This window comes from Mesorhizobium sp. 113-3-3, from assembly GCF_016756495.1.
Taxonomy (GTDB): domain Bacteria; phylum Pseudomonadota; class Alphaproteobacteria; order Rhizobiales; family Rhizobiaceae; genus Mesorhizobium.
On record NZ_AP023245.1, the window covers coordinates 188750 to 209839 of the forward strand.

General features: G+C 58.9%; 17 protein-coding genes and 5 pseudogenes. 14 read left to right on the forward strand and 8 right to left on the reverse strand.

All coding sequences use genetic code 11. The features are described from left to right. The first annotated feature begins 214 nt into the window (after positions 1–214). The 7 genes and pseudogenes from JG746_RS36580 (at position 215) to JG746_RS36605 (ending at position 7465) form a co-directional block, all read left to right on the forward strand. The gene (locus JG746_RS36580; RefSeq protein WP_446721243.1) at positions 215–2869 is read left to right on the forward strand and encodes a bifunctional diguanylate cyclase/phosphodiesterase; all 2655 of its coding nucleotides are present in this window, start codon (positions 215–217) and stop codon (positions 2867–2869) included. Positions 2870–3066: 197 nt separating this feature from the next. After that, a pseudogene (locus JG746_RS37580) lies at positions 3067–3593 on the forward strand (PAS domain-containing protein); the annotation flags it as partial. A 141-nt stretch (positions 3594–3734) separates the two neighbouring features. Next, positions 3735–4130: a response regulator gene (locus tag JG746_RS36585; protein WP_199200662.1), complete on the forward strand. Its 396-nt coding sequence runs from the start codon at positions 3735–3737 to the stop codon at positions 4128–4130. Positions 4131–4597: 467 nt separating this feature from the next. Then, positions 4598–5956: pseudogene (locus JG746_RS36590) on the forward strand (sensor histidine kinase); the annotation flags it as partial. Positions 5957–5988: 32 nt separating this feature from the next. Further along, entirely contained in the window at positions 5989–6378 is a 390-nt protein-coding gene (locus tag JG746_RS36595) for a response regulator (protein WP_199200840.1), read from the forward strand. Positions 6379–6872: 494 nt separating this feature from the next. Continuing rightward, a complete protein-coding gene (locus tag JG746_RS36600; RefSeq protein WP_199200664.1) occupies positions 6873–7109 on the forward strand; it encodes a hypothetical protein in 237 nt (78 codons plus the stop codon). A 47-nt stretch (positions 7110–7156) separates the two neighbouring features. Then, positions 7157–7465 carry a DUF1236 domain-containing protein gene (locus tag JG746_RS36605; RefSeq protein WP_199200841.1) on the forward strand — a complete coding sequence of 103 codons (309 nt, stop codon included), beginning with the start codon at positions 7157–7159 and terminating at the stop codon, positions 7463–7465. A gap of 1451 nt (positions 7466–8916) precedes the next feature. Here the strand turns inward: JG746_RS36605 and JG746_RS36610 are convergent. After that, entirely contained in the window at positions 8917–9669 is a 753-nt protein-coding gene (locus JG746_RS36610) for an outer membrane protein (protein WP_199200665.1), read from the reverse strand. A gap of 615 nt (positions 9670–10284) precedes the next feature. Between JG746_RS36610 and JG746_RS36615 the strand changes: the two genes are divergently transcribed. Continuing rightward, the gene (locus JG746_RS36615; RefSeq protein WP_199200666.1) at positions 10285–11853 is read left to right on the forward strand and encodes a pilus assembly protein; all 1569 of its coding nucleotides are present in this window, start codon (positions 10285–10287) and stop codon (positions 11851–11853) included. A gap of 492 nt (positions 11854–12345) precedes the next feature. Beyond that, positions 12346–12720, forward strand: a complete 375-nt coding sequence (locus tag JG746_RS36620) for an ArsR/SmtB family transcription factor (protein WP_244731105.1) — start codon at positions 12346–12348, stop codon at positions 12718–12720. A gap of 204 nt (positions 12721–12924) precedes the next feature. Here the strand turns inward: JG746_RS36620 and JG746_RS36625 are convergent, their stop codons facing one another. The 4 genes from JG746_RS36625 to groES all read right to left on the reverse strand — a co-directional run bounded on the left by JG746_RS36625 (position 12925) and on the right by groES (position 16702). After that, entirely contained in the window at positions 12925–14265 is a 1341-nt protein-coding gene (locus JG746_RS36625) for a Do family serine endopeptidase (RefSeq protein WP_199200668.1), read from the reverse strand. Between the two features lie 150 nt (positions 14266–14415). After that, positions 14416–14646 (reverse strand): hypothetical protein, encoded by a 231-nt coding sequence (locus JG746_RS36630; RefSeq protein WP_199200669.1) that lies wholly within the window; start codon positions 14644–14646, stop codon positions 14416–14418. Between the two features lie 57 nt (positions 14647–14703). After that, positions 14704–16332, reverse strand: coding sequence for a chaperonin GroEL (groL, locus tag JG746_RS36635; RefSeq protein ID WP_199200670.1), 1629 nt, complete (start codon positions 16330–16332; stop codon positions 14704–14706). Between the two features lie 55 nt (positions 16333–16387). After that, a complete protein-coding gene (groES, locus tag JG746_RS36640) occupies positions 16388–16702 on the reverse strand; it encodes a co-chaperone GroES (RefSeq protein WP_199200842.1) in 315 nt (104 codons plus the stop codon). A gap of 340 nt (positions 16703–17042) precedes the next feature. Between groES and JG746_RS36645 the strand changes: the two genes are divergently transcribed. The 5 genes and pseudogenes from JG746_RS36645 to JG746_RS37590 all read left to right on the forward strand — a co-directional run. Further along, entirely contained in the window at positions 17043–17387 is a 345-nt protein-coding gene (locus JG746_RS36645) for a hypothetical protein (RefSeq protein WP_020628966.1), read from the forward strand. A 23-nt stretch (positions 17388–17410) separates the two neighbouring features. Then, positions 17411–17680, forward strand: coding sequence for an usg protein (locus JG746_RS36650; protein ID WP_199200671.1), 270 nt, complete (start codon positions 17411–17413; stop codon positions 17678–17680). A 213-nt stretch (positions 17681–17893) separates the two neighbouring features. Next, positions 17894–18208, forward strand: coding sequence for a DUF982 domain-containing protein (locus JG746_RS36655; protein WP_199200672.1), 315 nt, complete (start codon positions 17894–17896; stop codon positions 18206–18208). Between the two features lie 150 nt (positions 18209–18358). Continuing rightward, positions 18359–18711, forward strand: a pseudogene (locus JG746_RS37585) (tyrosine-type recombinase/integrase); the annotation flags it as partial. A gap of 36 nt (positions 18712–18747) precedes the next feature. Then, a pseudogene (locus JG746_RS37590) lies at positions 18748–18899 on the forward strand (IS91 family transposase); the annotation flags it as partial. Positions 18900–19271: 372 nt separating this feature from the next. On the opposite strand, the pseudogene JG746_RS37595 reads toward JG746_RS37590, so the two are convergent. The 3 genes and pseudogenes from JG746_RS37595 to JG746_RS36670 all read right to left on the reverse strand — a co-directional run. Further along, a pseudogene (locus JG746_RS37595) lies at positions 19272–19861 on the reverse strand (SDR family oxidoreductase); the annotation flags it as partial. 26 nt (positions 19862–19887) lie between these two features. Then, positions 19888–20205: a plasmid stabilization protein gene (locus tag JG746_RS36665; protein WP_199200673.1), complete on the reverse strand. Its 318-nt coding sequence runs from the start codon at positions 20203–20205 to the stop codon at positions 19888–19890. Positions 20206–20215: 10 nt separating this feature from the next. Then, positions 20216–20500, reverse strand: coding sequence for a PRC-barrel domain containing protein (locus JG746_RS36670; protein ID WP_199200674.1), 285 nt, complete (start codon positions 20498–20500; stop codon positions 20216–20218). Positions 20501–21090: the final 590 nt, after the last annotated feature.

Consider the following 21090-nt stretch of genomic DNA (forward strand, 5'->3'; position numbering starts at 1 on the left):
GCAGGGCTCCTTGAAACCGGTTGCTGCTCTTGCGTTGAGTGCCGACGGCGGCACCGTCCATCCTGGCTTGTTCCCGCATGGACGGTGGTGTCGACACACGTCGGGAAATACAAAGTTTTCACGACTGAGGAGGTTCAATATTAATTAATGGAAGCTAATGTTCTGTCGGCGGGTCGATCCGAGAACCTGATTAACAAAGGGGAGTTCCACCCTATTGGCTCTTTTCGGCGGTAGGTTCAGCGGCATAAAGGAAGCTGTTTTTTCGTCGGCAAATATTCCGGCCGCAGTGGCGATTTTGGTTATTGCCATTAGCGCGGCTTATGCGGACCATCAGAACAAGATCGTTTCGGACCAGGCCGCTCGTGCGGATGTCCTGGCCAAGGTCAATCTGATCCGCGCCAAGCTAGAGGGGAACATCAACGGGAACCTCCAACTCGTGCATGGGCTTGTCGCGACGGTCGTGACTGAACCCTACATGGGACAGCAGCGTTTCGCTTCGCTCGCGAGCAACCTGTTTGGCGGTGACTTGCAACTGAACAATATTGCTGGCGCGCCCGATCTGGTCGTTTCCTTGATGTACCCCCTGAAGGGCAACGAGAAAGCGATAGGCCTCGATTACCGAACGGACGATCGGCAGCGTAACGCCGCGCTGCGGGCGCGAGACGAGCGCAAGTTGATCCTTGCCGGTCCGGTCGACCTGAAGCAGGGCGGCCAAGGCTTCATCGGCCGCTTTCCGGTTTTTGTGCCGAGCGCGGGCAACACTGAAAGATTCTGGGGCATCATTTCCGCCGTTGTCGACGTGCAGCGTCTTTACAAGGCGAGCGGCCTGCTTGACGATGATCTGGGGATTGACGTCGCGCTCATCGGTAAAGACGCCCTCGGCCCAAGCGGAGATCAATTCTTCGGTGATGTGGGCGTCCGCAAAAACAATCCAGTGACGGCCGAAGTTCTGCTCCCGTCAGGATCGTGGCAGATCGCAGCAATCCCCAAAAACGGCTGGGCTTCAACTCCCAGCAACGCGTGGTTGTTGCGCGCAATCATGGCCGCGGCCGGGGCGCTGATTGTGATCCCATGCTTGGTCACAGGTCGTCTGATTGGCGAGAGACAGCGTAATTATGCGGAACTGCGTCGATTGTCGAGACGACTAGAACTCGCTTTGGAGGCATCTGCCATTGGCGTTTGGGAACACGATCTCGCGACCAATGACCTGTCGTGGGACGATCGGGTCAATGAAATATATGGCAGACCCAGCGATGGAGGGCGTCGAGGCTACTCGGATTGGGCAGGCGCAATTCACCCCCTGGACTTGGCCGCCGCCCACGCAGATTTCGACCATGCCGTGGCCAGCCGCGGAACATATTCGTCGGAATACCGAATTGTTCGTCCGGATGGCGAGATTCGTCATGTCCGATCTAAGGCGACCATATACCAAGCCCCAAATGAGACGCCCAAAATGATTGGTGCGGAATGGGATGTCACAGCCGATGTCCTGCTAAACAGCGATCTGGTTCGCTCGAAACAACTGTCGGAGTCGAGAAATGTCGAACTCGAGGCGGCCAAGGCCCGCATCGAGCATATCGCGCTTCATGATTCACTGACCGGTTTGCCCAACCGTCGTTACCTCGACCAGGTATTGGAACAGTACGCAGCCAACTGCAGGCGCGACGGCGGTCAAGCGGCCTTGCTTCACATCGACCTGGATCGGTTCAAGCACATCAACGACACGCTCGGCCACGCTGCGGGCGACGCGATGTTGGTTCACGCATCCACCGTCCTTCGATCCAAGGTCGAGGATGGAGGATTCGTCGCTCGGATCGGAGGAGACGAATTCGTCATCCTTTGCCCGGTGCATGACGATATCAAGCGACTGGCACTGCTGGCCGACCGCCTCATCAGCCAGATGAGCGAGCCCGTCTACTACCAAGGCCACCGATGCCGGTTTGGTGTTAGCGTGGGAATTGCGGTCGACAACGGAAAAGACGTCGAAGCTAAGCACCTCCTGGTGAACGCCGACATCGCGCTTTACCGAGCTAAGAACCGTGGGCGCAATCGGCACGAATTCTTCACTGAAGCGATGCAAAGCGAAATCGTCGACACAAAGCGGATGGCCGACGAAATTCTTGGCGGGCTTGAGCGCAATGAGTTCATAGCCTTCTACCAACCCCAATTCGGTGCAAAAACTCTCGAAATTGTCGGAGTCGAGGCGCTTGCGCGCTGGAGGCACCCAAGGAAGGGCATCTTAGCACCGGATGTCTTTTTAAGGATTGCAGAAGAACTAAACGTCGTTTCGATGATCGATCGAACCATATTGGACCAAGCGCTTTCAGATTTTGAAGACTGGTCTGCCGCGAATCTTCATATACCGCGTGTATCAGTCAACGTTTCGGCACGGCGGCTCCAAGATGGAGAACTCATAAAGAGCTTGCGAGATCTGAATATCAAGAAGGGAACAGTTTCATTCGAGCTTGTTGAGTCCATTTTCCTTGACGAAAACGACGATTTGGTGACTTGGAATGTTGATCAGATCAAGCAACTGGGCATTGATATAGAGATAGATGATTTTGGTACGGGCTACGCCTCCATAGTCAGCCTGATCAAGATACAGCCGCGCCGGCTGAAGATTGACCGGCAGCTGGTCATCCCGATTGTCGAATCTCCGCAACGAAGGCAGATTGTCTCGTCGATCATCGAGATCGGCAAGACCCTGGGTATCAAAGTCATAGCGGAAGGCGTCGAGACGATGGAGCACGCACGCATACTGAAGGAGCTGGGCTGCGATATACTGCAGGGCTATGCCTTCGGGCAGGCGTTGGATTCCGACGGCCTGAAGGCCTTGGTTCGCTCTCAGCGCCTGCGCGCCGCCAGCTAGAGCGGTTCTCCCGGGGCCTCAACAGCGAATGTTCGCGCTTGTGTATCCTCGATCTTGCGACGAAACCAATTTGGAACCAATCTTGACGCGCGGCGTTTTCGGGGGCGTTGCTTGGGGGAATCGCGACTTGCGGGTTTGGCGCTGCCCTTCAGCATGTGGGACAGGGGTTCTCGCTCGCCAGTTGAAGCGTTCCAAAGATGTCGAACGTCGAAGACTTTCCCATACAGCGTCAACTTACAGAACTTGATGCACTTGTCGCCGCGGCTCCGACGGCGCTGGAAGCCCCATCCCTGGCGCTGTATACCTTTGCGACCAAGATGGCTGGCTGATCCGCTACAACTCGGAGGCAGCTGTTCTGTGGGGACGCACTCCGAACGGACGGACGAAAAGAGCGCTTCTGCGGATCGCACCGGGTATTCTTGCCTGACGGCACACCGCTTCCAGCGCAGGACTGCCCGATGGCGGATGCGGTACGCATGGGGACGACCACCCGCAATGGCGAAGTGATAATGGAGCGCGCCCGGACGGCACGCGTTTCACTGCTTTGGTCAATATCCGCGCCTTGAGGGATCACCAAGGCAACATCCAGGGCGCGAACAATTGCTTCCGGGACATCTCGGCGCACAAGGCAATGCAGGAAGAGGTTCAGCGCAGAACCAGCGACGTTGAGGATTTTTTCGAGAACAGTGCTGTCGGCCTTCATATAGTGAGTGGCGAAGGCATTGCGCGCGAACCAGGCCCGCGGTTTCGGCACTCGGCTGATGGAAAGGTGTATCGAGCGGGATTTGAGCGGCGAGATCGACCTCGTCTTCGATCCACAAGAATTGCACTGCCGGATTGTTGTTCCGCTGGGGACCGCCGGGGAATGACTGATCTTGCTGGGCTACGTGTGCTTGTGGTCGAAGACGAGGGCAGCGTAGCGTTGCTCATCGAGGGCATGCTTGAGGATTTGGGATGTGAGGTCGCAGGCGCGGTCGCGACCTTGGCAAAGGCGTTGAATGCCGCCCGAACCGAGACATTGGATTTCGCGGTGCTCGATGTCAATTTGGCTGGAGAGCTTGTCTTTCCTGTAGCAGAGATTTTGAAGGGACGGCAGTTGCCCTTCATTTTCAGCACGGGATATGGGCGTGTTGGCGTCCCTAAGACCTTCAAGGATTGCCAAGTTCTGAACAAACCATACACCATTGACGTTCTGACTGAGGCGGAAAGCTCTGCCGAGCGCTCACCGCGTCAAGACGGTACTGGTCGAACTTGCCTATAACGTCCTGGAAGCGGAACACCCTGATGCTGCGCTGAGCATCCTGTGAACATCGGACGGGATAGACCTGCTGTTCACTGATGTCGTGCTGCCGGGAAAAAGCGGGCGGGAGTTGGCGGAGCTTGCCAAACAAATGAGACCCGGGTTGAGGGTGCTGTTCACGACAGGATATTCACGAAACCCCCGATGCCGGCGTACAACTCATCAGCAAGCCGTTCACGTTTGAAGGGTTGGCTACTCGCGTCCGGGATATGCTGGACGCTATACCAAGCGTTGCTGAAGACCTCACCGGCAGCGAGCTGTCAGCCGATAAATGTTTGCCCTGATGTCATGCATGCTTGGAGGAATGTGACTGCCGCTCTTCTATCCCATCTTAGGGAGGTGAATTTGGAGATCGAGTGGAGCTTGCCGCGATGTTCCATCAAGAAGGTCATTTAGGCCAGCACATCGGGCTCGGCGTCATCCCGGAATCCAAACGGATGAAGGATCGAATCCTGGAGAGCGAACGCCACATGCGAGAATTGCTCGAGGCGCTGCCGGCCGCAGTCTACACCACCGACGCCGAGGGACGTATTGCGTTCTTCAACAAGGCCGCGGTCGATTTGGCGGGGCGCACGCCACGACCAGGAGACAAATGGTGTGTTACCTGGCGACTGTTCAATCCGGACGGGACGCCGCTGCCCCATGACCAATGTCCCATGGCAATCGCGCTTAGGGAGAACCGGCCGGTTCGGGGTGTAGAAGCGGTCGCGGAAAGGCCCGACGGCACACGTGTCCCGTTCATCCCCTATCCGACGCCCTTACACGATACCGATGGCAGGTTAGTGGGTGCAATCAACATGCTGGTTGATGTCACGGAACAAAAAAAGGCGGAAGAGTATGCAGGGCGTCTCGCTGCAATCGTAGAGTTTTCCGAGGACGCGATCGTTAGCAAGGACACGAATGGCGCCATTCAAACCTGGAACAAGGGTGCGGAAAGCCTGTTCGGATTTAGCGCAGCTGAGGTCATAGGCAGGCCGATCAACATTCTGATTCCGCCGGATCGCCAGGACGAAGAGCCGGCGATCCTTGATCGTATCCGCTGCGGCGATCGTGTTGCTCCCTATGAGACCGTGCGCATGCGCAAGGACGGAACGCTCGTTGATGTGTCGTTGACAGTTTCACCTCTGAAGGACGGGCGCGGCAACGTGGTCGGCGCATCCAAGATCGCGCGAGATATCACCCAGAAGCGTCGTCATGAAGAGCGCCGGCAGTTGCTGGTTAACGAGCTGAACCATCGGGTAAAGAATACTCTCGCGACGGTTCAGTCGCTGGCCGCACAAAGCTTTCGCGGGGAGGGGCCCAGCCCCGCCTTCCGTCAGTTTGAAAGCAGGCTCATCGCGTTGTCGCGCGCCCACGACGTGCTCACACGCGAGGATTGGGAAGGCATTCAACTCGACGAACTGATTGCTCAGACGATCGCGCCCCTGTGCGTCCGTCTCGATGTGCGGGTCGCCATGTCAGGACCTGCACTACGCCTCAGGCCAAAACTCGCTCTCTCACTGTCGATGGCCTTTCATGAACTTTGCACCAATGCGGCCAAATACGGTGCTTTGGCCAACGAGGAGCGACGCATCGAGATCCGATGGGACGTTCTTGGATCAGATCCCGAGCAACAGCTTGCATTGCATTGGGAAGAGAGCGGCGGACCAGAGATCCGATCGCCGAGTCATAAAGGTTTTGGCAGCCGTCTTCTCGAGCGTGCATTGGGTAGCGAATTCAATGCAGAGGTAACGCTCTCGTTCCGCCCTCCCGGGGTCGTCTGCGACATCTGCTTGCCGATGGCATAGTTTTCTTACCGCTTGCAATGAGGATTGAATTCATGGGCCATTTAGCCACGAAACTTCGCGTTCTTGTGATTGAAGATGAGCCGATGGTTGCTTTTCTGGTCGAAGACATGTTGACAGAAATGGGCCATGAAGTCGCTGCTGTGGCGTCGCGCATGCAGCAGGGTCTCGACCTTGCCCGAATGGGTGCATTTGATCTTGCTATTGTCGATGTCAACCTGGACGGTCAGCCGAGTTATCCCATCGCTGACGCCCTCAAGGAGCGCGGCATATGTTTCATTTTCGCGACCGGCTACGGTTCACAAGGACTTGATCCCGCCTACGTTGGCAGTCCTGTTCTCGCCAAGCCGTTCGCGATTTCTGATCTTCAGAATTTGTTGCTGGAACTCCCGGTGAATCAGCCAAGATATGAATCGCCAAATTGACGATCGTAGCGATGCTCGGAGGGTGTATTTTGGTACCGATACCGTCCATGGCCACCCCCGTCCTATGAGTATTCATCGTCGCCGGCTGGCCTTTTTGGACGTCGGCGCGCTTGGCGAGTTCAGAAAACGCGCGCTGTTGGAAGCTACGATCATGGACCAGAGCCATGAGGACGGAAGCATTTCGGCCTCCGAGTTTGACATCGCGCGCGAGGCTTTACGAAGGTCGATAGTCGAGACGAAAATTGACTGAAGAGCATTGGACCGGTGGCGCCAAGAGCATTGGGCCGCCGGCGGCAAGAGCCATACCTGACCACCAAACAATCCATGGTTGGCCGGGTCATAGGGCGCTAGACCCCTACCTTTCGCTTGATCTGCGAAATTGTTGCCCCGTCGGACCTTAGTCCAACTCCTACTAAGACCTTAGCCTCACCGTGGAACGCTCGGCATCACTGATCGTTGTTCACTGGTAAGTTGTTGAACTAGGAGAGAAAAAGATGGCTGACGGACCAACTGTTGTTAACTCGGGAGGCGGCGGCGGCACTGCGGTCGCCATTGTTCTTGGACTTATTGCGATCGTTGTGTTGCTGATTTTCACCGGCGTCATAAACCTCCATGGCGGCGGGAAGGACATCAACGTCAAGGTGGAAGCGCCAAAAGTCGAAGCCCCGGCGCCTGCGCCTGCGGCTCCTGCGCCCGCACCTGCGGCGCCCGCGCCGGCCAATGGGGGTTGATCGGGACACATAATTTGAAACTCATCTCAATGAACAAGGAATTTGTGATGAAAAAATATCTGGTCGGCGCCGCAGGCACGCTCGTTCTCATCGCCGGTATTGGGACTTCCTTTGCGGAGGACGTCGTAATTCTCAAGCCCGAACAGCAAACCGTCGTTCGGGAATACATCCACAAGCAAAAGCTCGCATCGGTCAGCCTGCTCGGCATCGAACTCAACGTCGGCACCGCACTTCCAGACACCGTCGAGCTTCACACGATTGACGTTCCCGACGTCAGGTATAAGTACACCGTGGTGGGAGATCATGCCGTGCTCGTGGACCCCGATACTCGCAAGGTGGTTCAGATCGTCGAGTGACGCTGACTAGGCTCGGTCCGAAGACCCGCCTTCCGCAACTGGATAGGCGGGTCTTTTGTGTTTGGAAGAGCCGCCCGCCAGTACTGCCGGTTCCTGCTGCCGATTTGGGAAGCGTGTTCTTGTTGGTCAAGCAGGCTGACGACGGGCGATTCGGACGCCAGCTACTGCGATAGCTTAGTGGTAGAGCACTCCCTTGGTAAGGGCGGGCTGCGGGTCGCCCCAAATTGCTGCCATCCTGAACGCAGCGCCGCCAGCTCACGATCCGCTGGCAGATACCGCTGTTCACGCCTTGCGCCGCCTGCCGCTCGCCAGTCCGCTATGTTCGCCGGGTCCTTTGATCTTTTCATGCCACCGCAGCGAACGTCAGGTTACTCTTCGCGTCCCATAGGTTCCGTGCTTGCCTCCATTGCTCTGCAGCTTGGCGGCGATCCAAAGCATCGCTCCGTAGATGCTCTCAGTTCGCGCGGCTTTTCTTCAAGCGTCTTCAGTTCGCGTCGAAGTCCCGTGAGAGCTGGGTTGCCTAAGCTAGGCGCTGGCCCCAGCTCGGCTGAAAGCTGTGCTGACTTAGGCATCGCGGGCATGATGACCAACGGTTTACCCGCCACCGCGATCGCTGCGCGCTACAAGCCCCGGGGCTCACTTAGCTGGAGGCCCTAGTTCTTGAGACTGCTCCCGTTCTTGGCGCCGGTTCGGATGAGGATCACCAGCGCTGGTTAATAGAGCTGCGCAGGCTTTTGTCACCCCGTCGTGATAGCGATTGCCCGTGGCATCATGGCAGCCATTCATATGTCAATGAGGAGGTTTGCCGATCTCGTTGCGACGTTGCGGGCCGATCATTCGAACATCGCCAATTGGAAGCCGACGAGCGAAGCATAAACCTCAGAACGTTTGCAGTCCAGCTTAAGGCGGTGAAGCGGTATTTTAGCAAGGGCGAGCAGCGCGTGATCGTGAAGACCGTCAGGGTAAAAGGAAGGCGGCAGGCCATCGTCGGAAACGTCTCTGGCAGGAGGGGTGTCTCAGAAGCGCTAACCCGATGGACAGGGCTCGTGCCGCGCCAAGGCGTCAGGCCCGCAGCAAGCGAAGCGTGTCGGGTGCAAAGCGCCGATCAAACGCGGATACAGGAATGTGCCGGCTTAAAGGTGCCGGCGGCGGAGCCCCTAGGGGACCTTTGCACTGTCAATCGGCACGGCCTTTTCACATGTGAGGCCGTCGCTCCCCGGCGTTCCATTCCCGATATTCTGGCCAACGTAAACGAAACGTTCTTAACATTACCGGGCGGGCTTATGGATGACGAGCTTCAGCGGCCGATTGCTGCGGAGATCTTCGGCAAGCCCTCAGCGCCGTCTTCGGCGACAGGACATGAAGAAGGAGATCGATGGTCTACGGCGGAAGCGGCCCCCCAGCTGACAAGTTCATCGGCTGGGAGCTCCCCTGAAGCCTAAATCCGATTTTTACTGACCCATCCCGAACTTGTAGGTCAGCCGGGCCATCACGGCATCGACTTTTGCCTTGGTGCGGTAGGTCTCCGGATTGGCGCCGAGCGTGCCATCATCGAACACGTTGTTACCCGTGCTGGTCCTATGGCCGAGGTCAACGTGCGTATAGTCAACGCCCAGCGAGAGATTGTTGGTGAGGGCATAGTCGATGCCGGCGCCAAGCGCGTGGCCGTTTTGCGGCTCATTCTTGTCGTAGGTCACGAGGGCATCGTTGTTTCGGGCGCGGAAATCCACCTTACCGCCAGCATAACCTGCCTTGGCGTAGATCAGCACGCGATCGAAGGCATAGCCGACGCGGCCAACGACCGTCGCATAATTCGAGATTTTGGCGGTCTCGGTGTCGCTGTCCGGGAAGTAGGGACTGGTAATCGTCTTGCGGATGCGCGTTGCCGTCCAGGTGGCCTCGCCGCCCAGTACCCATTGGCCCCACTGCCACTGCGCCCCTGCATGGATACCGCCGGCTAAGCCGCCCTTGTTGAAGTCGAAGCCTTCTGTGCCGGCCGGAACGGCGTCGGTGAAAAACCCACCGTTCGGCTCGGTCATATCCGTCGCCGTGATGTCGCCATTGGCAAAGCCGACATGACCGCCGGCGTAGAACCCGCTCCAATCATAGGTCGACCCCGCGATTGGCGCCACCATGTCGGCCGCTGAGGCGACGTTGCCTGCCGACGGGGCGGCAACAGCCAGAAGTGCTACGAATTTGTTCACGTATTTTCTCCCGACCCAGAATTAATCCTCCCAATGCTAATAACCCGGACGCTGGTAAAAGTGACTGTGATGTTTGCGCAACTACTTTTAATTTTGCTTGCTCCAACCGCCCGTCCGATGACTGGGCCTACACTGGCCTTCAGCTCCCCTGAAAAGAGCGATCAGGCGGAGCGCCAGTTGCTCCCGCGCCGGGTGCGAGCCCTCCATGCCGGACTTGTTTGCAATAGTCGTCCGCTAGTAAGCGTGGCCAATTGTTCATCAGTCGTTCGCCAATCATCATCTCGCATACTCCCCTCGGAGGACGAGAGCGTGATCGAATCTTTCAAGCGCTCGTTGCCTTTGTAAACCGAGCGACGATAGAACAGTGCGCGTGCGACAATCGGCGAGCGAGTTATTCTGCCTTCGGCGTCATCTCTATCGCCGCTGGCGTCGAACATCACCTACTTTTGGCACGACATTTGGCGCGTGCTACGCGGCGGGTGACCCTCGAACAAATGTCAGACTGCTGTAAGAGTACCATTAACTAATCGGACGTTTTTGCTCCCGGTCGGGGTTACCTAAACCCCGCATCAACCATGCCCCTGTTATCGGCAGGTTGGCCGACAAGGGGGCAGCATGTTTTTCGGTTTTTGGCGCTCGACGCGTGGAAACTTCGCACTTCTATTGGGTTTGGCGTTACCCGCGATCCTCGCGGCCGTAGGCTTCGCGACGGACGTCACCACCATCATGCGGGCAAAGGTCAGCCTCCAAGCCTCGCTCGACGCAGCCACGCTTGCCTCATCGCACCTGTCGGACAGCGAAGGGGACCGTAAGGCTGCTTTTGACCGCTATTTCCAGGTCAATGTAGCCAGCCACCGTGAACTCTCGAACGCCAAGGCGGTTTTGACCGTCGACAAGGGTCTCAATTCCGTAAAGACCAAGGCGGTCGCTTCGGCTGATGTAACGCTGAACTTTGCTTTCTTGTTCGGTGCAGACCAGCACATCGAGGTCGATGCGGGCGCGGTCGAGGCGACCAATAACCTTGAGGTCGTACTGGTCTTGGACAATACCGGTTCGATGGCAGGTGCCAAGATCAAGGCCCTGCGTGACGCAACCAAAGCGTTGCTTGACAACCTGGAGGGCGCAAAGTCACCGGCCCGAAAGGTGACTGCGGCGCTCGTCCCTTTCGTCACAGCAGTCAATGTCAATGGCGACGAGTTTGACCCGTCCTGGATCGACATGGATGGCAGGTCTCCCACCAACGGGGTGAATTTCCCGTTGCTGCCCGATGGTAAGCGCGTCAATCACATGGACCTGTTTAGAGACCTGGCCGAGGGTACCGGCTGGAAGGGTACCGGCTGGAAGGGCTGTGTCGAGGCACGTCCAGGGAGTGCTGCCATCTCTGATGTGGCGCCTGACCAAGCTGATGCCAACACTTTGTTCGTGCCATATTTCGCGCCGGACGACCCCGGCGACGCCACTGATCCGTCCGCCAGCTATGGCAATGATGCCAAGGTCTATAACAATTCCTATCTCTCGGATGACGTCGAGGACGGCGCGAACAAGGAGGGGAAAGACAAGAAAGTCGCCAAGTACAAAAACCCAAAGGCTAAAAAGATAAACGATAAGAAAGGGCCGCTGACGGTGGGCCCCAACCGTGCCTGTCCAACACCAGTTGTGCCCTTGACCACGGACCTCGATAAACTGCGTACCGCCGCCGCGCAGATGCAGGAGTGGAACGGCTCTGGCACGAATGTGTCCGAGGGGCTTTCCTGGGGCATGCGCGTACTCTCCCCTGATCCGCCTTATACCGATGGAGCCGCCTGGAAGGCACCGAACACGAGCAAGATTGTCGTCCTACTCACCGACGGCGAAAACGTCGTCTTTGGAGCCAGCAACGAACCGGAAAAGTCTGATTATACCTCCTATGGATTTCTCTCGTCCGGCCGCTTCGGCACAAGCAACCAAACGGACGCTGCGCGCATGGTGGATCGCTGGACGCTAGACGTGTGTCAGAAGCTTAAAGCGCAGCAAGTCCAGATCTATACGATTACCTTGCAATCCGACACCGCGGCCAACCGGACGCTTTACGGCAAATGCGCCACTGATCCGAGCAACTATTACGCCGTAAACGACCCTAACAAGCTGCCCAACGTCTTCCAGGAAATCGCCGGGAAATTCACAGCGCTGCAATTGACTAACTAACCTTACCTATGGCCGTACCCCTGTTGACCCGGGCTGGTTGATATCAGCTCGTGGACCTGCCCGCTCACCTCGAATGCTCAACGGGCCTTGTTGCCATTTATGGCGAGAACTAGGTGTTAACTCATAAATGCTGCTACAATGGGCAATGAAAAATGTCCGCCCAGCCTTCGTCGTTTACGCCCCGGCCGTCGTAGGCCTTCCATTCCTGGCAGTGGTTATAGCCGTGAACGGCAGCGTCACTTCTGTGGCCTTCGACACCTCAGAAGAAGCAGCCGCTTACAACAGGTTGATCGCTCGCGCAGCAGGGCTCGGCGAGGGTCGACGTCACTAGCTAAGCATTCACCGGATAACGCCCACCCAATGGCTCTGCCCTGACCCGGGGCCGAAGTTGGCGGACTGTTTTAGCATCAGCTTGACTAAAATTCTCACCACAGGCATTTTCTCGGCCTCCACACCGGAACCAGCGCCATGGCTTCTTATGTCGGACAACGTATGGCGGAAATTAAGGCCGACCTGACTATACGGCGACCGGCCGAGCCCCTCACCTTTCGAGATCAGGCCGCGGTCGCGGCACGATATCTCACTGTTCTGGGAAATGCCAAGCGCCTCTTGATCGCGGTTCACCTGATCGACGGTGAGAGAACGGTGGGCGACATAGCTGACCTACTGGGTCTCAGCCATTCGGCCACATGCCAGCATCTAAGCCTTCTGGCCGAACAAGGGATCATCGAATGTCGCGCGGTAGGCACGTGGCGCTATTATGCATGCAAGTCGGAAGAGGCCAAAGAGGTTATCAGGCTCCTTGACGGTCTAGCTGGAAACCAGATGCTTCCTGAACCGCCAGAGGGACCTCGACAGAGACCGTGAGATGGTTGGCGGCTGAGCTGGTGGCCTCCAACATGAATGGCTGATCTATGTAGGCCGGCTCGCCCGGCGGATCCTTACCCAGGATAAGGACCTGACGCCTCGCTTGGCTCGGTTACGGCGAGCGCTGCGCCAGAAAGCTCAGCGCGTTGCGGTGGCACCAATCAATGAATGCTTTTGGATTGCTCTCGCCCAGTCTGGGGTTTCCTAGCCAACCACCAGGAACAACTTCGCCCCATCGCGGAACAGATCCAGCGCGATCGTGCCGCTTGCCTCGTGCAACGCGACATTCAGTGCGGCCACCGTGGCAACCGGTTTGCGGTTGACCGCCACGATGACGTCGTCGGCGCGCAAGCCCGCTCGCGCGGCCGCGCTGCCTTCCTTAACCTGGGAGACAACGACGTTGCCGGCGGCGTCCTGGAATTGCGCGCCTTCCAGACGATCGGGTAGTGCTGGCGCGGAGGCTGCCGCGTTTTCCGGCGCGATACGAATGGTCACCCTCTTGCGGGCGCCATCGCGCAGATATTCGACGGCCACATCCGACCCGACCGGTGTCAGACCGATGCGGTTTCTCAGATCAGCCGAACTGGAGATCGGGTGGTTGTCGACACTGACGATCACATCGCCGGCCTGCAACCCCGCATGGGCGGCCGGGGAGCCGTCTTCGACGCTGCCGACGAGGGCGCCCGAATTGTCGGTCAATTTGAGAGCATCCGCTAGGTCTGGCGTGAGGTCCTGTATGGCGACGCCGATGCGACCGCGGCGCACCTCGCCATGGTCGATCAGTTGTTGCATCACCGATGAAACCATCGCGATCGGGACGGCAAAGCCGATGCCGACATTACCGCCGGCCGGCCCTATGATCGCAGTGTTTATGCCGACCAGCTTTCCATCGGCAGTTACAAGGGCGCCGCCGGAATTGCCGGGGTTGATTGAGGCATCGGTCTGGATAAAATCCTCATAGCCTTCGATGTTGAGGCCGCTGCGGCCGAGGGCGCGGACGATCCCTGACGTCACTGTCTGGCCAAGGCCGAAGGGATTGCCGATCGCCAGGACGGTGTCACCGACCCGAAGTGTGTCGGAGTTGCCGAAAGGAAGTGCGGTGAGCCTGCTTGCCTTGACCCTGAGCACGGCGATGTCGGTCGCCTGATCGATGCCGACAAGTTCCGCCTTGAACCGGCGGCGATCCTTGAGCGTCACCGAAATCTCGCTGGCATCGGCGACGACGTGATGATTGGTCAGCATAAGACCCTTTTCGGCATCGACGATGACGCCCGAACCGGCGCTCATCCTGGGCTGGGCCTCAGGCATGTTGAAATAGCGCCGGAAGAAGGGGTCGTTGTAGAGCGGATTGGTCTCTGCAGATGAACCCGAAGTGACGGCGATGTTGACCACCGCAGGCGTCACCTGTTCCAGGTCGTCCGGCAGCGGTCGCTGCGTAGTGTTGCTGACGACGGACCCGGCTGCAGCGGGGTACGCTGGCATTGGGGTTAGCGAGAGACAGAATGCGGCGAACACGCCGATGTAACTTGACGATCGCATAGTCATTTTAGGCCCCGAAACGTAGATTGTTCCTCTCGGCGGTTGCCAGCTGGCTATCGGGTCTGCCCTGGCGGACCAGACTCCCTTGTCCGATCCGTCAACCGGCGAGCACAGTTCGATTGTCAGAACGCCGGACCCGTCAGGGCGCGGCAGGCATCAACTTCCTGTACGTGCTATTTCTGGGTTCTGTTTGCTGTCCGTGATGTGGCGCGCAGCCAGAAACATCACCGTGTATGCCGCTTTGCGCCGGTCCCAACCCGCGGCCTCTGCTCTGTCGAGCAACTCGACCAGTATCGGGTCAAGCGCAACCTTCAGGTCTGCTTCGTAGTTCAGATCGGTGGCCGCACGCGACGGCGGGGGGATTACGTTCAAGTTCATCACATTCATGGCTCTACTCATTTGTCAGGGTGTCCGCGCCCACCGGGCGCGGACACAGCCGGACCGTCAGAAGTCCATGCCACCAGCCGGCATTGCCGGAACGGCGGGATCCTTCTTCGGCTTCTCGGCAACCATCGCTTCCGTCGTTACCAGCAGGCCGGCAACCGAGGCCGCATCCTGGAGCGCGGTCCGCACCACCTTCACCGGATCGATGACGCCCTCGTTGTAGAGGTCGCCGAACGCGTTGGTCTGTGCGTTCCAGCCCCAGCCGAACTCCGGCTTCTCACGCAGTTTGCCGACGATGATGGAGCCTTCCGCGCCGGCGTTCTCGGCAATCTGACGCACGGGCGCCTCGATCGCGCGGCGGACGATCTCGATACCGTGTTTCTGGTCCTCATTCTCGGCCTGCACGCCGTCCAGTGCCTTGGCGGCGCGCAGAAGCGCCACGCCGCCGCCTGGCAACACACCTTCCTCGACCGCAGCGCGCGTCGCATGCATGGCATCGTCGACGCGATCCTTGCGTTCCTTGACCTCGACCTCGGTCGAGCCGCCGACGCGGATCACGGCGACGCCGCCGGCGAGCTTTGCCAGCCGCTCCTGCAGCTTTTCCTTGTCGTAGTCGGAGGTGGTCTCCTCGATCTGCGCCTTGATCTGGGCGACACGACCCTGGATCTCGTCCTTCGAACCGGCGCCGTCGACGATGGTGGTGTTCTCCTTCTCGATCGACACCTTCTTGGCGCGGCCCAGCATGTTGAGCGTGACATTCTCAAGCTTGATGCCGAGATCTTCCGAGATCGCGGTGCCGCCGGTTAGGATGGCAATGTCCTCCAGCATCGCCTTGCGGCGGTCGCCGAAGCCGGGCGCCTTGACGGCGGCGACTTTGAGGCCACCGCGCAGCTTGTTGACGACCAGCGTCGCCAACGCCTCGCCCTCGACATCCTCGGCGATGATCAGCAGCGGTTTGGACGACTGCACAACAGCTTCCAGCACCGGAAGCAGCGCCTGCAGATTGGACAGCTTCTTCTCGTGGATCAGCACATAGGGCTCTTCCAGCTCCACGCGCATCTTGTCCTGGTTGGTGATGAAGTAGGGGCTGAGGTAGCCACGGTCGAACTGCATGCCTTCGACGACTTCCAACTCAGTTTCCGCGGTTTTCGCTTCCTCGACGGTGATGACGCCCTCATTGCCGACCTTCTGCATCGCTTCCGCAAGGAAGCGGCCGATCTCGGCATCGCCATTGGCCGAGATGGTGCCAACCTGGGCGATCTCATCATTTCTGGTCACCTTGCGGGCGTTGGTCTTCAACTCCTGGACAATCGCCTCGACGGCCTTGTCGATGCCTCGCTTCAGGTCCATCGGGTTCATCCCCGAGGCAACGGCCTTGGCGCCTTCCTTGACGATCGCCTGCGCGAGAACGGTCGCGGTCGTGGTGCCGTCCCCGGCGATGTCGTTGGTCTTCGAAGCGACTTCGCGGACCATCTGCGCGCCCATGTTCTCGAACTTGTCCTCAAGCTCGATTTCCTTGGCGACGGTGACGCCGTCCTTGGTGATGCGCGGGGCGCCGAACGACTTGTCGATGACGACGTTGCGGCCCTTGGGGCCGAGCGTCACCTTCACCGCGTCGGCGAGGATGTTGACGCCTCGCAGCATGCGCTCACGGGCGTCGGAATGAAATTTCACTTCCTTGGCAGCCATTGGATCACTCCTTCAATAGGCAGCTTCATTGACTGGATTGCGGTTGAAGCCTCGGTCAGGCGGCCTTCTTGACCGCCGCGATCTGCTCGATCACGCCCATCACGTCGCTTTCCTTCATGATCAGCAGGTCCTCGCCGTTGAGCTTGATCTCGGTGCCGGACCATTTGCCGAACAAGATGCGGTCGCCGGCCTTGACATCGAGCGGCGTGAGCTTGCCGCTCTCGTCGCGCGCACCCGGGCCGACGGCGATGACTTCGCCCTCCTGCGGCTTCTCCTTGGCAGTGTCGGGGATGATGATACCGCCGGCCGTCTTCTCTTCGGCCTTGATGCGGCGAACCAGGATACGATCGTGCAATGGACGGAACGTCATGTCGTTCTCCTTCAGGACAAACAGATTTTTGAGGTTCCTCCACACCGGACCGGCAATATCGGACCAGTGCAGGGCGTCGCGACCCCTTTCTCAGGCATCGCGCGCATATCGAGCTAGTTTTGGCATTTTCGAGTTTCAAGGGCTCGCCGGAAAAATTTTGGCGCTCTGCATTCGAGATTGCTAGGGGCATGAATTCATGAAGCTATTTTCGCTGGGACGCGCGATTTCAGGTCTTGAAATTCGACCCGAACTCATCGAAATTTTCTTGCGGTTGGAGTCCGGAAAGGGATCACTGCAACACCAAAGTGCCAAGGAGATTGTCAGGAAACGGAGACCATCGATGGAACGAACCTTGTCGAAAATGCCCTTGATCGCGCCTGAGGCCTCTGATCCTTCGCTTGACCGCCTGCTGTTCCCGGCGCGGCACTTTAATCACCCCGATGAGGTGGTGGACGACCGCACGCTCGACACTCAGGAAAAGCGCGCCATTCTTGCATCATGGGCATCGGATGCTTGCGCTGTCGAATCAATGCCCGCGCTGCGAAAGCCACCGGGTGCTCCTTGCCCGGTGACGTTCGACGCCGTCATGGATGCACTTCGCCGACTGGACGATAGTCGCGCCGAGCTTGCCAGTGACTTCAAGGAACGGCGGGACCGAGAACGCCCGCAAAACCTTGACGCCTGAATGCAACAAGGAAGGAGAGACGCATGGTCAGCAGTGAATTCCGGCTGCAGATGGAGGGCTACGGTCTCACAACTGCGGAAATCCACTATCATCTCCCCGATCATCCAAGCCTTTTGCAGCTCTACGTTTGGCAGGAATACGATCTCGCACCGGAATTCCCAATCCTGAAAGGGTTTCTGGATTACTGGGAGCGCGAACTCGAAGGCGCGCTGCATTCCGTGCGCGTCGCCCATCACCGCCTGATCCGGCCTTCCGGATGGAAGGCGGTAGACGGCATTTTTACCATTCAATAGCCGGCGCCCAATCGTGGCGACCAGCCCACCTGTCCGGTTGCCGACACCCCTTGAACCCAAAAGAGGTCTTTCCAATCTCTTTCTATGTCGAGCGCAGCTTGGCGGATGCCGGGCAGAATTCCGTCTTGTTTGCTATGGCGTCCGACTTGCTGGATCCTTGCCACGCAGAGGCGAGGCAGGATCGGTTGCCACACTGTTTGAAGGGAGGTCACCATGGAAGATGGAATGTTCAAACAGGCGATCTTCGTACGAGATGATAGCTTTGCTCTCCGAAGGATCGCTTCTGTCATGGATGCGATAGAGTTTCTTGAGGAATGGCCGCTCGAAAGGCGCGGCCTGCTTCACGCAGCGGCGAGTGACACTTGCTACTCCGCGTATGATGGTCGAAAGTCCGTCGATGCGGCACACAAGACATTTACGACTTGGGCACGCAGGGTCGGTGTCATTGAGGATGTTCCCGCGGCGCCGCCTTGGATGACAGGGCCCAAGATTGGCGGTGCAGGGCATCCTACAGAAATTGACCGTTGATTTCGCAGGACATCGCCAGCTCAGCGAGCTACCCGACGCGTCGCCGGCTGCCCATGGCCTGTTATACATTGCAGCGATGACGGGACAGATGCAGCGTGGGACGGTTGACGACCAGCGGAGACTGCGCTTGGCACGCGCTGGGCCTCTGCTTCACGCACGGTCGATCGTCCGATCTGGCGCGCAAAGCTCGTGCGTTTCGCGCATCCACGCAAACTGCCCATGGTGCTCAGCAGCGACGAGGTTGCCCAGCTGCTCAACGCCACCACCTGCCTCAAGCACCAGGCCGCGCTGTCGCTCGCTTATGGCGCGGGCCTGCGCGCGGCGGCGCTGTCGATGCTGAAGATCGCCGACGTCGATAGCGAGCGCATGCTGCTGCGTGTCGAGCGCGGCAAAACCGGAACGCCATGCTGTCGCAAGACCTGCTCCTGCGTCAGTGGTGGAAGCTTGGACGCAGCAAGGGGTGATGCATTGCGACGGCTGGCTGTTTGCGGGGCGGCATGCGATGAAGATCGAGCGGGCTCATGACGGTGCGCACCGTGCGGGCGTCGGTCTACGACCTGCTGTTCACAGCGTCGGAGACGATGCTGACGATCGCGGCGGATCCGAAGCAGCATCACGGTGCGCGCATCGGCATGACGCAGTGCTCCACACCTGGGGTTCGGCAATGACCCATCCGCACGTGCACATGATCGCCGCGCGGCGGCCGCATGATCGTCATCGAGACCTTCGACCGCCGGAGGCAGCCGCCCGGCCCCTGGACAAATAGACAACAACCCGGGGACCGCCCCATGAGCCGGCATGGTATCATTCAGCCGCAGGCTATCGGCATCCGGCACCGGATCCACGCGTGTCCAGGGCCATCATCGACGCCGATAGAGCCGCGCCCAGCCGCCTGATCCCCGGGAGATGTCTCAGGCGCTTGCTGACGCGATGGAAAAATGCACGGCTTCAGCATTTTCCCGGCCGCGTCGGCGTGTGAACAAAGAGCGCATGGACCGCGCGACACCGGAAGCAAAAAGCCGTGATCGACGCTCAGGATAAAAAAACGGACCGTCTCAAGGCGCTAAGCTTGTCGACCCAGGCGCCAAAGAGCAAGCATAAGGCGCGAACAACCCCCAATGATCGGTAGCGGTAGCATCTCGCCGGTGACGTAGCTCGAACATTGCCGTAGGGCTAGGAACACATAGGCCGGCGCGATCTCGTCCGGCTGCGCCGGCCGCTTCATCGGCGTCTTGGCCGAACTGGGCGACGTCCTCTTTTTGCTGTGACGGGTTGAGCGGCGTCCACACCGGACCAGGCGCGACCGCGTTGAGACGAATGCTGTTGGCGATGAGGTTAGCGGACAGCGCCCGGATGTGGATGCCGGCTTGGTCATTGAATAGCCGATAAGTTCCTTCGAGCCGTCGATGCCCGTAATCGAGCCGGGTGTTGACGCTCGCCGAGCCCGGCTTTTCGCCTGCTGCACTGCCCTGCGGCAGAATGCAGGTTTTCGCCGCGAAGCATGACGCAACGCCTACCTTCCGCCTCGACCGCTTTGGTCACCTGGGCGTCGCGGCCCTCGAGAGACGATCGCGACATCGGCGCCTTCGCGCGCGAACAGCACGGCGACCGCCGGCCAATGCCGGAATCGCCAGCGGTCATCAGCGCGGTCCGACGAGCTTCGGCTCGTTCAATGAGAGCTAATGAGAGCTGTGGTGCTCATGACGGGCTCGCGTTTTTGCCGCCTTCTTCGCTGACGCGGAACGTTCGGCTTCAGAACGATTGGCGGACGCCGCGCCGCCCTTCTCGCCACCCTTATGCGCGGCCGGGTGGCCGGTATCTTTGCCCCGACCAGATCCGCCTTCCTTCTTACCGCCACCATCGTCTTTGTTGACGGTCGCCCAGGCGCGCCGCTCCGCCTCTTTCTCGGAGACGCCTCGCTTCTCATAGCCTTCCGCGATGTGGTCGGCCTTGCGCTCCTGCTTGTCGGTGTATTTGGATTTGTCGCCGCGTGGCATTGCTTCCTCCTTAGTCTTGATGCTCGGGCATCTTTTTCAACTCGTCCTTTGTCCAGGACGTGACGGCATGAACGTCGCCATCTTCGTCGCGCATGAAGTCCAGCTGACTTGCCGGAACTGCGACCGGCTTGGCGCCGATACCCAGAAAGCCGCCGACATCGATAACGACCTGGCTGCCATGCACATGGTCGACCGAGCCGATCTCTTCATCGTCAGGGCCGTAGATCGTTGCACCCTCCAGAATATCGGGAGTGAGTTCTGGGGGCGTCAGGCGCACGTGATTGGTGTGGTCCATGGTGCAAATCTCCGGTTGGCAGACAAACCAACCAGCAAAAACGCGAACAGTTCCAGCGACGGTGCAATAAGGTCGCCGTACGGCTTCAGTCGGCTTGGCCGACCCGGTCGGAGGGTGTGCAGGCTCACCTCATAAGCAATTCCGGACTGTTCTTCTACCTCCTGGCTGTGATGCCAAGAACTCTAGCATCTGCGGAGAGCCTCTGGGCCGTGTGACCAGCCATGGTTCTGACGAAACCTCCAAGCTGTGGGGCAGGGACGCAGCGCCTAACGCGCTCGGCATCGACGGAAAGCTTTCATCCCCTTATGAGAGATGTCGCAGCTTGCTCGGCATTCTGCCATCCCTTCAGTTTTAACATCTTGCTCGTGCCGAGCAATGACGAGAAGAAAAACTGTTCTATCGCCCGATCCAAATGCTCCCGTACCGTCGGACCCTTTTGCTTTATCCGAAGCGCGCCGAGGAGGTCGCACTTAATTACCACGCCCGTTGCTGTCGCCGCTTGGCAGGGCCCGCGCATATTCAAAAACGGTCGTAGCCGGGTCGTAGGCGGGCTTTGCGCGAAGGGCGCAAATAGGTTCCAATCGAACGGG